This is a genomic window from Micromonospora sp. ATLC16, from assembly GCF_057196645.1.
Window position 1 is genome coordinate 38,089 of sequence record NZ_JBXUOW010000011.1, and the last position, 13,659, is coordinate 51,747.

The following is a 13,659-nucleotide window of genomic DNA, read 5'->3' on the forward strand; positions in this document are numbered from 1 at the left end:
AAGTTACCAGTGCCCTACGACAAGGAGTGTCGGCGATCACGCCGGCCGCAGGTGGGCTCGCCGAGCCTCAGGCGGGCGGTCGACAGCGCACGACCTCGCCGATGAAGGGCCGTGCCGTGGTGGCGAGGCGGTGCCGGACGGTGACGTGACGCTGCCCGGCGGCGGCGGTCACCGGCACCTCTTCGCGGGCCACCTCGGCGCCGGCGTGGTCCCGGGCGCGCAGCACGCACACCGCCGCGCCGCCGTCCGGCAGGTTGACCCGGAAGTCGACCACCACCTGGTTTTCCGTGATGTCGCCGTAGCTGATCACCTGGGCGTCGTACGCCGGATCGCCGTACTGCCGGTAGAGCCGGACCGCGACGACGGTGAGCGTCGCGACCACGACGACGGCCAGCAGCGCGGCCAGCACCGGCCGACGGCGTCGGGGCGTGCGACGGTGGCCGTACCGACCGGGCGGGAAGACCGGCGCGTCCGGTCCAGGTGTGGCGTGCGTCTCGGTCACCGTCGGGTATCTCCCTGGCGTTGTTGTCAGCGGTATCGGCAAGAATGGCAGAGTCCGCCATTCCTGTTCGACTCGGTCGCCAGATCTGACTCAGCAACTGCGTACGGCTGGGGTCAAATGTGGCAGGCCGGTGCGGTCCGATGCCGCTACGGGGGGAATTCGGCAGGTCAACGGGGGCCCGGGGTGGGTCGCCGATGGGCAGAGACGAGGAGCGCCTACCTTGGCAGAGCAACTTCGACTCATGGCCGTTCACGCGCACCCCGACGACGAGTCGAGCAAGGGCGCCGCGACGATGGCGAAGTACGTAGCCGAGGGGGTGGACGTACTGGTCGTGACGTGTACGGGCGGTGAGCGGGGCAGCGTGCTCAACCCCAAGCTCGACCGGCCGGACGTCTGGGCGAACATCGCCGACATCCGGCGTGCCGAGATGGACGCGGCGCGGGCCATCCTCGGCATCGAGCAGGCGTGGTTGGGGTTCGTCGACTCCGGCCTGCCCGAGGGCGACCCGCTGCCGCCACTGCCCGAGGGCTGTTTCGCCCTCCAGGAGGTGGACGTGGCCGCCGGTCCGCTGGTGCGGCTGATGCGCGAGTTCCGTCCGCACGTGGTCACCACGTACGACGAGGAGGGTGGCTACCCGCACCCGGACCACATCATGTGCCACAAGATCAGCGTGGCGGCCTTCGACGCGGCCGGTCACGCCGAGCGCTACCCGGAGCTGGGTGAGCCGTGGCAGCCCCTCAAGCTCTATTACGACATCGGCTTCTCCAAGGGCAAGATCCTGGCGTTGCACGAGGCCGTTCTGGCGACCGGCGCCGAGTCGCCGTACGCGGAGTGGCTGACCCGCTGGGAGGACCGGCCGGACAAGGGACCCCGGATCACCACCCGGGTGCCCTGCGCCGAATACTTCCCGATCCGGGACGACGCGTTGCGGGCGCACGCCACCCAGGTGGATCCGGACGGCTTCTGGTTCCAGGTGCCGACGGAGATGCAGCGGCGTGCCTGGCCGACGGAGGATTTCGAGTTGGTCCGGTCGTCGGTCGACAGCCCCATGCCGGAGTCCGACCTGTTCGCCGGGGTACGCGGGACGGCTCATGCCAGCTGAGCGGGCGGCGGGCTACCCTGGTCGCACACCGCGAACCGGAGGAAACCCATGCTGACCGCTGCCCAGGTGCTCGCCCAGAACAACTTCGGTGACACCCGCACGGGTGGCCTGGCCGGGCCGATGGGCCTGTTCCTGCTCCTGGTTCTCGGTGCCGCCACCGTGCTGCTGATCCGCAACATGAACGCCCGGCTACGCCGCCTTCCGGACCGGTTTGCCGACCAGGGGCCGGCGGCGCCCGGCGCGGAGCCGATGGACCGTTCGGCCGGTGATCCGACAGGTGGGATCGTGACGGAGGATTCATCCACGGATGCTCCCAATGGGCACCAGCAGCGCCGCAACAGCTGATCGGAGCATGATTCACGTCAAACCGGATGGTCGACCCCTGTTGCGACCATCAGGTTTGGCTTAGCCTTCCGCCGGGGGGACCGAAAGTCCTCAAGCTGCGCGGGAGGGGGCGCCGATGACCACCGCAGTCATGTCCGCCCGCCGCGTGGCCTTTTTCAGGTCGGCGGGAGGGGGTCGGTGACCTCCGGCCGGGCCGGTCAACCGCTCGACCGGCCCACGGGCCGTGGTACGCCGATGGGGCTGCACCTGCTCACCGCCGCCGTCGTGGCCACGGCACTGGTTGCCGCGGTGGTGGGGCTGAGTCTGCCGGTGGGGCTGCCGGCCGACGACGCGCTCGGCGGGTTCGCCCGCTTCGGCTTCGCGGTCGCTCTATTCGCCCTTTCCCAGCTGGCCCGGCTCCGGTTCCGCGCCGCGGCCGGCGTGGTCAGCGTCACCTGGGCCGAAGCCGCCCTGATCGTCTGCCTCTACCTCGTACCACCCGGCTGGCTGCCGGGAGCCGCGCTGCTCGGCGTCACACTCGCCTGGACGGCGCTCTCGGTGGTGGACGACGGACGCACCACCTGGGACGTGATCCGCATCGCGGGCGTGCACACCGCCGCCACCGCGCTGGCGGTGGCGGTCACCACCGCCCTGGGGCAGCCGACGCTGGCCGTTCCGACCCCGTCACTCACCCTCGCGGTGGCCGCCGGTGCCGTCGCCTACCTCCTGGCCAGCGCCGGGCTGGGCGGGGTGATGCTGGCGCTGCGGCACGGAATTCCGATCGGGCGCCCGCTGCTCGCCGCGTTGCGCGGCAAGCTGCTGATGTTCGTCGGCAACGTGGTGGTCGGCCTGCTGGTGGTGGCGCTGGTCGAGATCGACCCACACTGGCTCCTGCTGCTGCCCGCTCCGCTGTGGCTGCTACAGCAGACCTATCGGCAACGGCTGCTCCAGGACCGCGACCGGCGTACCTGGCGATCGTTCGCCGAGGCCACCAAGGCGCTCAACCAGCTCGACCAGCGGGGAGTGGCAACTGCGGGTGTCACCGGGGCGCTGGCGCTGTTCGAGGCGGAACTGGTCGACGTGGAGGTGGCCCGGGGCGACGGACGGTGGCGCCGCTACCGGGGTGACCCGGGCGGTCAGGTGGTCGATCGGGAAATCGCCCCGCCCGGCGGCGACGAGCCCGAGCCGGGGGACCTGGTCCGTGATCTGTTGGTCGGCGAAACCCGCGTGGGCCGGTTGCGGGTGCGATTTCCCGGTTCGGCGCCACCCACCGGCCGGGAACGCGACGCTAACGCGGCCTTCGCCGACGCCCTCGCCGCGGCTCTGCACGATGCCGCCAACCATCGGGAGTTGCGCCTGGTCACGGCCCGCTCGTCGTACCAGGCGGTGCACGACCCGCTGACCGGCCTGGCCAACCGGGCCGCGATGCTCGGCAAGGGCGACCAGGCGTTGCGGCAACTGGCCCATGATCATCCGGTCGCCCTGCTGCTGCTGGACATCGACCAGTTCAAAGAGGTCAACGACACTCTCGGGCACGCTGCTGGCGATCAGCTGCTGCGGCTGACCGCGAACCGGCTGGGTGCCCTGGCCCGCTCGGGCGACCTGCTGGCCCGGCTCGGCGGTGACGAGTTCGCCCTGCTGCTGAGTTCGGTCCCGGTGGTCGGCGACCGCGCCGCGCCCATGGCGTACGCGCTGCGTCAGGCCCGGGACATCGCCGAGCGGCTGGCCGCGCCCACCGAGGTGGCCGGGGTGCGGATGTCCGTCGAGGTCTCCGTCGGGGTGGTGGTGGCCCCGGCCGGCACCGCCGACCTGACCGAGCTGATGCGCCGCGCCGACATCGCGATGTACCAGGCCAAGTCGGGTGGCGTCAGCGTGGCCGCGTACGACACCTCACGTGACGCGGCCAGCACCGACCAGCTGGCCCTGCTCGCTGAGCTGCGGGAGGCGTTGCAGGCCGACGACCAGTTGGTGCTCGTGTTGCAGCCGGCCGTGGACCTGGTGACCGGGGCACCGACCGGTGTGGAGGCGTTGATCCGGTGGCGGCACCCGAGGCGGGGCTGGTTGGGGCCCGCCGACTTCATCCGGCCGGTGGAGAACAGCGAGCAGCTCGGCGCCTTCACCCGCTACGTGCTCGACAAGGCGCTCGCCGTGGCCGCCGACTGGGCCCGGGAGGGCCTGGACGTACCCATCTCGGTCAACCTGTCCGCGCGTAGCCTGCTGAATCCGAGACTGCCGGCGGAGATCGCCGAGGCGCTGCGCCGGCACCAGGTGCCGGCGGACCGGCTGGTCCTGGAGATCACCGAGACGATGGTGATCAGCGAGCTGGAGGTCATCGACCAGGTGCTCACCACGTTGCGGTCGATGGGCGTGCAGTTGGCGGTGGACGACTTCGGTACCGGCTTCTCGTCACTGGCGTTCCTCACCCGGGTCGCCGTGGACGAGCTGAAGGTGGACCGCTCCTTCGTGCTCCAGATGGCGGACTCACCGCAGGCGGCGGCCATCGTACGCAGCACCGTCGGGCTGGCTCACCAGTTGGGCCTGCGGGTGGTGGCCGAGGGCGTGGAGACGGCCGCGCAGCGTTCCGCGCTGGCCGAGCTGGGCTGTACCGCCGCCCAGGGCTACCACTTCTTCAAGCCGATGCCCGCCGACAAGATCGCCGCCGTCCTCGGCTCACTACGCGACACCGCACCCGACAACGTCCTCCCGCTGCGCGCCGACGGCGCCTCCTGACCACACCCGGCTCGCCCTTTCGCCTGGTCGATCACAAAGTTTGCGCCCGGGTGGAGCAGCTCCGGCGACGCAAACTTCTTGATCGACACGACTGCGGGGTCTGGGCGGGGAGGGTTTCGGCGATCACCTGGGGGATGGGACCCAGTCGGCGGAGGCGATGCTGGCGTGGCGGACCGGCGCACGGCGTCCGACCGGCGACCGAGGGCCCGGCTGGATATGGTCGTCGGGTGAATCGACTCGCGGACTCCACCAGCCCGTACCTGCTTCAGCACGCCGACAACCCGGTCGACTGGTGGCCCTGGTGCGAGGAGGCGTTCGCCGAGGCGACACGGCGGGACGTCCCGGTGCTGATCTCGGTCGGGTACTCGGCCTGCCACTGGTGTCACGTGATGGCACACGAGTCGTTCGAGGACGACGGCGTCGGCAAGCTGCTGAACGAGGGCTTCGTCTCGATCAAGGTGGACCGCGAGGAGCGGCCCGACGTCGACGCGGTCTACATGACCGCGACGCAGGCCATGACCGGCCAGGGCGGCTGGCCGATGACGGTCTTCGCCACGCCGGACGGCACCCCCTTCTTCTGCGGCACGTACTTCCCCCGCCCGAACTTCGTCCGGCTGCTGGAGTCGGTCGGCACCGCCTGGCGGGACCAGCGCGAGGCCGTGCTGCGCCAGGGCGCCGCGGTGGTCGAGGCGATCGGTGGTGCCCAGGCCGTCGGCGGCCCCACCGCCCCGCTCACCGCCGAGCTGCTCGACGCCGCCGCAGACCAGCTTGCCAAGGAGTACGACGAGGTCAACGGCGGTTTCGGCGGAGCGCCGAAGTTTCCGCCGCACCTGAACCTGCTCTTCCTGCTGCGCCACCACCAGCGCACCGGCTCGGCGCGGAGCCTGGAGATCGTCCGCCACACCTGCGAGGCGATGGCCCGAGGCGGCATCCACGACCAGCTGGCCGGCGGCTTCGCCCGGTACTCGGTGGACGGTCACTGGACCGTGCCGCACTTCGAGAAGATGCTCTACGACAACGCGCTGCTGCTGCGGGTCTACACCCAGCTGTGGCGGCTCACCGGCGACGCGTTGGCGCTGCGGGTGGCCCGGGACACCGCCCGGTTCCTCGCCGACGAGCTGTACCGGCCGGGGCAGGGCTTCGCCTCCGCACTGGACGCGGACACCGAGGGCGTCGAGGGGCTGACCTACGTCTGGACGCCGGCCCAGCTCGTCGAGGTGCTGGGCGAGGAGGACGGCCGGTGGGCCGCCGACCTGCTCGCGGTGACCGACACCGGCAGCTTTGAAAAGGGCGCCAGCGTGCTGCGGCTGGCGCGGGACGTCGACGACGCCGATCCGGCGGTACGGGAGCGCTGGCAGGTGGTGGTCCGCCGACTGCTGGCCGCCCGGGACGCCCGTCCCCAACCGGCGCGTGACGACAAGGTGGTGGCCGCCTGGAACGGGTTGGCGATCACCGCGCTGGCCGAGTTCGTTCGGCTGGTCGAGACCGCCGGCCGGATCGGCGCCGAGGGTGAGGCGAACCTGCTGGAGGGGGTCACCATCGTCGCCGACGGGGCGATGCGGGACGCCGCCGAGTACCTCGCCCGGGTACACGTCGTCGACGGGCGGCTGCGCCGTGCCTCCCGCGACGGCCGGGTCGGCGATCCGGCCGGGGTGCTGGAGGACTACGGCTGCGTGGCCGAGGCGTTCTGCGCCATGCACCAGGTCACCGGCGAGGGACGGTGGCTGGACCTGGCCGGTCAGCTGGTCGACGCCGCGCTGGCCCACTTCGCCGCGCCCGGCGGGGCGTTCCACGACACCGCCGACGACGCGGAGCAGTTGGTCGCCCGGCCCGCCGACCCGACCGACAACGCCACCCCCTCCGGGCGGTCCGCGATCGTCGCCGCCCTTGTGGCGTACGCGGCGTTGACCGGGGAGAACCGCTACCGGGAGGCCGCCGAGGCGGCCCTGTCCACCGTTGCGCCGATCGTCGGGCGGCACGCCCGCTTCACCGGGTACGCGGCGACCGTGGGTGAGGCGCTGCTCTCCGGGCCGTACGAGATCGCGGTGGCGACCGGAGACCCGGCGGGCGACCCGCTGGTGGCCGCGGCGTATCGGCATGCGCCACCCGGCGCGGTGGTCGTGGCGGGCCCCCCGGACCAGCCGGGGGTTCCGCTGCTGGCCGGCCGCCCGTTGGTCGACGGGCGGGCCGCCGCGTACGTCTGTCGGGGTTTCGTCTGTCAGCGGCCGGTGACCGGGGTCGAGGAGCTGGTGCGGCAGTTGAGTTGAGTCGGATCCGCCGGTCGGTGCCGCGACCGGCCCGGATAGGCTGACGCCGCTATGGATTCCCGTACCGGTCTGCCCGTTGTCGGCATGGTGGGCGGCGGCCAGTTGGCCCGGATGACCCACCAGGCTGCCATCTCCCTCGGCCAGTCACTGCGTGTGCTCGCGCTCACCCCGGACGACGGGGCGGCCCTGGTCGCCGCCGACGTCCAGTACGGCGACCACACCGACCTCGCCGCGCTGCGCACCTTCGCCAAGGGCTGCGAGGTGGTCACCTTCGACCACGAGCACGTCCCGACCGACCACATCCGCGCGCTGACCGACGAGGGGGTGAAGCTGTTCCCGCCCGCCGACGCCCTGGTGCACGCCCAGGACAAGCAGGCGATGCGGGAACGGCTCGGTGCCCTCGGCGCCCCGAATCCCCGCTGGCGGCCGGTTGCGTCCCCCGCCGAGCTGGTCAGCTTCGGCGACGAGGTCGGCTGGCCGGTCGTGCTCAAGGCTGCCCGTGGTGGGTACGACGGGCGGGGCGTGTGGCCGGCCACCGATCCGGCGTCCGCGATCGAGTTGGCGCAGACGCTGCTGGCCGGCGGCACGAAGCTGATCGTCGAGGAGCGGGTGGCGCTGCGCCGGGAACTGGCCGTGCAGGTGGCGCGTTCGCCGTTCGGGCAGGTCGCGTCCTACCCGGTCGTCGAGACGGTCCAGCGCGACGGGATCTGCGTCGAGGTGCTGGCTCCGGCGCCCGGCCTGGCCGAGGAACTGGCCGTCACCGCGCAGCAGCTCGCCATCGACCTGGCCACCGCGCTCGGCGTGGTGGGTCTGCTCGCGGTGGAGCTGTTCGAGGTGGGCGATTCGGCGGCACCGGGCGGTAGTCGGCTCGTGGTCAACGAACTTGCCATGCGCCCGCACAACTCGGGGCACTGGACCATCGAGGGTGCCCGGACGTCGCAGTTCGAGCAGCACCTGCGTGCGGTGCTGGACTACCCCATGGGTGACACGTCGTTGACCGCTCCGGTGGTGGTGATGGCGAACGTACTCGGTGGTCGGCCGGGCGGCATGCCGGTCGACGAGCGGCTGCACCACCTCTTCGCCGCCGAGCCGACCGCCCGGGTTCACCTGTACGGCAAGCAGGTGCGGCCGGGTCGCAAGATCGGCCATGTCACGGTGCTCGGCGACGATCTGGACGAGGTACGCGCCCGGGCCGCCCGGGCAGCCCGCTGGCTGCGGGATGGAACACCGGAGGAATGAGCAGCATGAGCACGGTCGGTGTGATCATGGGAAGCGACTCGGACTGGCCGACGATGAAGGCTGCCGCCGAGGTGCTCACCGAGTTCGAGGTGCCGTACGAGGTCGAGGTGGTATCGGCGCACCGCACCCCGGTCAAGATGATCGACTATGGTCGGGCCGCCGCCGACCGAGGTCTCAAGGTGATCATCGCCGGGGCGGGTGGCGCGGCGGCGCTGCCCGGCATGGTCGCGTCGGTGACCCCGTTGCCGGTGATCGGCGTACCGGTGCCGCTGAAGCACCTCGACGGCATCGACTCACTGCTGTCCATCGTGCAGATGCCGGCCGGAGTGCCGGTGGCGACGGTGTCCATCGGCAACGCCCGCAATGCCGGGCTGCTCGCCGTCCGGATCCTGGCCGCCGCCGACCGGGCCCTGCTCGACCGGATGTCGGCCTACCAGGCCGACCTGGAGCAGTTGGTCGCCGAGAAGGACGCCGCACTCCGCGCCTCCCTGGCCTGACGCCACTCAGCGCATGCCGCGGAGCGCCGTCTGGAGGCGTTCCTGGGCGCGGCGTCGGCGTTCGTTACTGGCGCCGAGAATCAGCAGCAGGAAGCCGACCGGGATCAGTGCCAGCCATGGTCCGAGGCTGAACAGCGCGTGCACGGCCGCGATGGCGGTGACCACCGCACCGACGATGATCGGCGCCTGCTGCTGGGTCATCGAGCCGAAGACCAGCACCGCCACCGCACTGAGCAGCAGCAGCACCTGGCGGATCGTGCTCGAATCGGTGGCCAGCACGATCGCCAGGGTCGGCACGAAGGCGGCGAGCAGCGCCGGCCCGTACGCCACCCAACTGCTCAGGTCGGTGCGCTGGCGTAGCTCCAGCACCCCGACCAGCAGTGCCAGCGCGGCGAACGGCAGAGTGTACGCCTCGGGTAGGGCCACGTCGGCGACCCGCATGAGGATCCACCAGGCGGTGATCTCGCAGAGCACCACCGCCCAGAACAGAACCCGTCGCTCCGCCGGCCGGCGGCCGGGCCGGGTCGCCGCGAGACCGAGGACCGCACCCCAGGCGGCGAGCAGTGCGGCGATGTGCCGAGGCGAGTCGAAGGCCAGCGCCAGCGCGATCAGCGCGGCGGCGTGGCCGCTCCACTCCACGGTCGCCGCCTCGCGGCGCGCCTCCGGACGGCGGAGCCGGGGCAGCGTGGCGGAGAAGACCTGCAACGCCGCGCCGACCGCCAGCACCCCGAACGCCGACCAGACCGGGGCGAGCCCGGCCACCAGACCAGCGGTGAGCACGAACAGCTGCGCCATCAGCGAGGCGAACAACCAACCGAGCAGACGGGCCCGGGAGGTGAGGCCGTACAGGGCGGCCACCAGTCCGACCCCGACCGCACCGCCGAGAGTGAACAGGGTCAACTCCCGGGTGGCGAGGCTGCCGGCGAGGCCGGCCCCGCCCGCCGCCAGCCCGATCAGGAAGACCAGGACCCGGGCCAGCCGCAACGAACGAGCTCGTTCCACCAGGGCCGGCGGCGGCGTCAGCGCCAGCCCCAGCATCGAGATGGTGAACACCGCCAGCGCGGACAGGGTGCTCGCCGGCCAGCCGCCGCCCAGCGCGATCGGGGCGATGAGCAGGGTGACTGCGGCGCCGGGCAGCACCACCGGCACCGCCCGGGACCGGCGACCGCCGCTGAACCCGGTGGCGGCCAGCGCTGCCGTCGCGGTGAGCAACAGCGCGGTGAGCACATGGGTCGGGTTGACCGCCGCCGGAGGCGGGGCCAGCAGGGCCGCCGGTGGCCCCTGCCAGATCCGGCCGACGGTGCGATGCGGGTCGACGAGAGCCGCGATCAGCGCCGGGGCGATGGAGACCAGGGCCAGGACGGTCGGCAGGGCGGCGGCAGCCAGCGCGCCGGCGGCCGGGCTCACCCGCCACCGGCGTCGGTCGTCGTCGGGTAGGCGGCGCAGCGCCCCGTCGAGCAGCACCGTCCAGCGGCGCACCGGTTGGGCCGCGCCGACCGGCGGCTCGGTCGCCCCTCGGACGAGTTCGGCGAGCACACCGAGCAGGGCCGCCGCCGCGGCGTACACCCCGACAGGCAGGGCGATCGGTACGGCGGCGAGCGCGGTCACGCTCGCCCCGCCGACCACCCCGGCGCTGGCCCAGGGCAGGTACTGGGGAACCTGCCGACGGGCCGCGGCCACCGCGGCCAGGCCGAGACTGGATGCGGCCAGGCCGGCGGTGAGCACCACCTGAGGGTCATGACCGAACTCGACGGCGACGGCGGCGGTGGCACCCGGCAGCGCCAACAGCGCCGCGCACGCCCCCGCGCCACCGATCTGCGCCAGGTGCGGCGGCATGCCCTCCGCCTCGATGTCATCGACCAGTGGCTCGGCCATCTGACGGGCCAGCGCGGCCACCACCCCGCCGATCAGGACGATGCTGCCCAGGGCCAGCGCGGTCGTCCACGGCCGCACCAGGCCGGCGCCGGCCGCATGCAGCGCGACCACCCCGGCCACCGTGATCCGGGACAGTGCCGCCCGGGGCTCGATCGTGGCGACCGCGGCCATCCCGAAGATGGTGGCGACCATGCCGCCGATCAGGACCGGCGACCACCAGGGCAACTCGAAGGCGGCGGGAGCGCCGATGGTGGCGAGCACGACCGCCACGCCGGCCACGTCCCAGCGCCACGGCGGTGGCAGCAGGATGCCGGCCGCGACCGCGAGCAGCACCAGGGCGATCGGTCCCTGCCAGGTCGTACCGCCGGTCGGCGCGGCCGGCCAACCACTCAGGTCACCGTTCCAGATCGGGCCGGGGGTGGCCAGCACGCCGAGGCCGCCGCGCAACGCCATCCAGCCGGCCAGCAGCCCGATCAGCACCCCACCGACAGCGAGGCCGAGCACCGGCCCTCGTCGCCACTCCTCCGGCATCGCCCGGGCGGCCACGGCGACCACCAGGACCAGCGCGGCGGCGACGGCGAGCTGCCCGCTCGGCGCGAGCACGGTGCCGACCCGGAGCAGGGTGGCGACCAGCGTGGCGGTCACCGCGGCGGCCGCCAGGTCGGAACCGTCCAGGGTGAGATCGGAGCGGCGACCGGTGTCGATCGACGGAGCCAGATAGAGCAGCACCGCGGAGACCAGCAGCAGCGCCCCGACCCAGGCGTCCGCCACCGTGGCGCCCGGTGCGCCGAAGCCGGCCGCGGCGACCACCAACGCGCCCAGAACGGTCCCCACCGACAGCGGTACCGGGATCTGACGTCGCGACACCTGCACGAGGGCCGCGTAGCCGAGCGTGACACAGCAGGCGAGGAAGCTGGCCGCGAGCACCGGTACGGTCGCCTCGCGCAGGCTCGCCGGGGTCGGCGTGGTGTCTACCGGCAGGGTGGCCGCCACGAAGGCGGCCACCGCTCCGGGCAGCGCGAAGGCGGCACCTCCGGCGGCCCAGGCGGAGACACTGTCCGCCGCTGCCGGGGCGAGCCGGATCCGGGGAGCGGCGGCGATCAGCGCACCGGCCACGACGAGGGTGATCAGCACGGCGGCGGTCAGCGCCGGCCGGGCGAGGGCCGCGCCCGCGCCGACCAGCCCGACCACGGCGGCGGCAATGGCGTGCGCCAGCGCAGCGCGGGGCGTACGCGCGGAGAGGCCAGCGGCCCCGATACCGATCGCCGCCAGCACCATCGGCCACGGCGCCAACGTCCAGGCCAGCCCGAAGGAGGCCGGTACGGTAAGCGCGGTGAGCGCCGCACCGGTCACCGCGAACTCGCGGCGGATCTCCGGCGGCAGGGCCAGCACCGCGGCCACGGTCAGCAGGAAGGCGCTGGCGGCGAGCTGCCAGGCGGCCGGTCCCACGGCGGCGGCCAGCTCGGCCGGGTACCGATCGAGGTCCACCGCCCACGCCGGCAGCGCAGCCTGGACGGGGGCGACTCCGGCGCGCAGCGCGCTGCCGGCGACCACCACCCCGCTGACCGTGAGCGCCACCGCGGAGGCCAGTTGCGGTCCCCGGCGGGCGGACTCGGGTACCGCCCGGACCGCCAGACCGGTGACCGTGATGACCGCCGCGATCAGCAGCAGGGCCCGACCGGGCAGCGCCACCGCGGCGATTCGTCCCAGGGCACCGATGACGGCCAGCGTGAACACGCCCGCCCCCAGGTCCGGCAGGGGTGGGTGGCGGAGCACCAGCGTTCCGGCCAGGCAGACCGTGGCGGCGAGGAGGAGCACCAGGCCGGCGCCGGCCGCGCCCGGCACGGTGGTGGTCCGCAGCAGGGCGGTCACCGCGTACGCCAGGGCGAGCGCGACCGCCACCCCGTGCAGCACCCAGGTCAGTACCCCCAGCCCGGGCACCGGTCGGCTCGGTGCGGTCGCGGTGTCGCCGACGTTGAGGTCCAGCACTTCGCCGCCCTCCTCCGGCGCCGCCTCCGGCCTGCGGTCGGCCCGGCTCTCCTCGGCGGTCCGCTGCCAGTGCGTTGCCGACCGGCCGGAGTCGTCCATGCCGTCGGTGCGGGACTGCTCCACGGTGACCGGCGAGCGGACCAGCCACAGGTCGAGCAGCGCGACCACGGTCAGCACCAGCGCCCAACCCGCCGGGCCGGTGATCCGGTCGTACGCCAGCAGCGGCACCACCGGCTGGGCAGCCAGCACGGTGGCGAACCGGGGTGCGCGCAGCCTGGTCCACCCGGCGTAGCCGACCGAGACGGCAGCGGTGACCGCGAAGATCACGCCAGCGAAGACGGCACCGGAGGCGCCGCCGTTGCCGATCCGGTCCACGGCCCACAACGCGTACCCGGCGAGCGGCACCAGGAGCAGTCCCACCGCGGCGATGGTCTCGGCCGTGGAGGTCAACCCGCGCCGGACCAGCACCGGCGGGGCGAGCAGCATCAGTACCGTCGCGAGCAGCAGGATGCCGAGTCGGGCCAACGCGTCCATCGAGCTGGTGGCGACCACGGCGAACACCACGGCGGCGACGCCGAGCAGCAGCGCGCTGAGGCCGAGCGGGATGTTCTGGACCTCCCGTGAGGAGGCTTCCGGTGGGTGCTCCGGGTCGTCGGCGTCCAACCAGACGGGTTCGGTCGGTGGCGGTGGCTCCTGGGCCCCGGCACCCTGCCGGGGGACCCGGGGCGGCGGAGTCGCACCGTCGCGGGGTGGCGAGGCGTCCTCGGACGTGGGTCGTCGTGGCGGCCGACGACGTAGCACGCGGCGGGGGCGGGCGGCCTGCCGGACTCGCTCGTCACCCTGACTACCGGCGTGCGAGAGGATGTCCCGCTGGAAGAGCGCGGCCTGCATCTTCGCGGCGAGCTGCCGTTGCTCGCGGGCGATGGCGGCCTCGCGGGCCTTCAACTCCGCGATGGACCGTTCGATCTCCGACAGGTGATCGGCCCACTGTGGCTGGTGCGCGCCGCAGTGCGGGCAGCGAACCGCCGGCTTGATCTTCCGGCCACACGAAGGGCACTGAAAGTTCGCCACGACACCCCTTCACCCGCACTGTGGATTCCCACTGTCGCAGCATGCCCAAAGCGAGCCGGGAAT

8 protein-coding genes are annotated in these 13,659 nt (G+C 73.1%); 6 read left to right on the forward strand and 2 right to left on the reverse strand.

The window, feature by feature from the left end; genetic code table 11:
• Positions 1-67: 67 nt before the first annotated feature.
• The gene (locus AC2CHE_RS07160) at positions 68-502 is read right to left on the reverse strand and encodes a DUF4307 domain-containing protein (RefSeq protein WP_484504098.1); all 435 of its coding nucleotides are present in this window, start codon (positions 500-502) and stop codon (positions 68-70) included.
• A 220-nt stretch (positions 503-722) separates the two neighbouring features.
• On the opposite strand from AC2CHE_RS07160, the gene mca reads away from it, so the two are divergent.
• The 6 genes from mca (at position 723) to purE (ending at position 8,661) form a co-directional block, all read left to right on the forward strand.
• Positions 723-1,604 (forward strand): mycothiol conjugate amidase Mca, encoded by an 882-nt coding sequence (mca, locus tag AC2CHE_RS07165; protein WP_484504099.1) that lies wholly within the window; start codon positions 723-725, stop codon positions 1,602-1,604.
• 48 nt (positions 1,605-1,652) lie between these two features.
• Positions 1,653-1,949 (forward strand): hypothetical protein, encoded by a 297-nt coding sequence (locus AC2CHE_RS07170; RefSeq protein WP_484504100.1) that lies wholly within the window; start codon positions 1,653-1,655, stop codon positions 1,947-1,949.
• A gap of 234 nt (positions 1,950-2,183) precedes the next feature.
• Positions 2,184-4,658, forward strand: a complete 2,475-nt coding sequence (locus AC2CHE_RS07175) for a putative bifunctional diguanylate cyclase/phosphodiesterase (protein WP_484504145.1) — start codon at positions 2,184-2,186, stop codon at positions 4,656-4,658.
• A gap of 227 nt (positions 4,659-4,885) precedes the next feature.
• Entirely contained in the window at positions 4,886-6,925 is a 2,040-nt protein-coding gene (locus AC2CHE_RS07180) for a thioredoxin domain-containing protein (RefSeq protein ID WP_484504101.1), read from the forward strand.
• Positions 6,926-6,976: 51 nt separating this feature from the next.
• Complete coding sequence (locus AC2CHE_RS07185) at positions 6,977-8,164, forward strand: 5-(carboxyamino)imidazole ribonucleotide synthase (RefSeq protein ID WP_484504102.1); 1,188 nt, start codon at positions 6,977-6,979, stop codon at positions 8,162-8,164.
• A gap of 5 nt (positions 8,165-8,169) precedes the next feature.
• On the forward strand, positions 8,170-8,661 hold the full coding sequence (purE, locus tag AC2CHE_RS07190) for a 5-(carboxyamino)imidazole ribonucleotide mutase (protein ID WP_484504103.1): 492 nt from the start codon (positions 8,170-8,172) through the stop codon (positions 8,659-8,661).
• Positions 8,662-8,667: 6 nt separating this feature from the next.
• On the opposite strand, the gene AC2CHE_RS07195 is transcribed toward purE, so the two are convergent.
• A complete protein-coding gene (locus tag AC2CHE_RS07195; RefSeq protein WP_484504104.1) occupies positions 8,668-13,596 on the reverse strand; it encodes an SCO7613 C-terminal domain-containing membrane protein in 4,929 nt (1,642 codons plus the stop codon).
• Between the last annotated feature and the right edge of the window lie 63 nt (positions 13,597-13,659).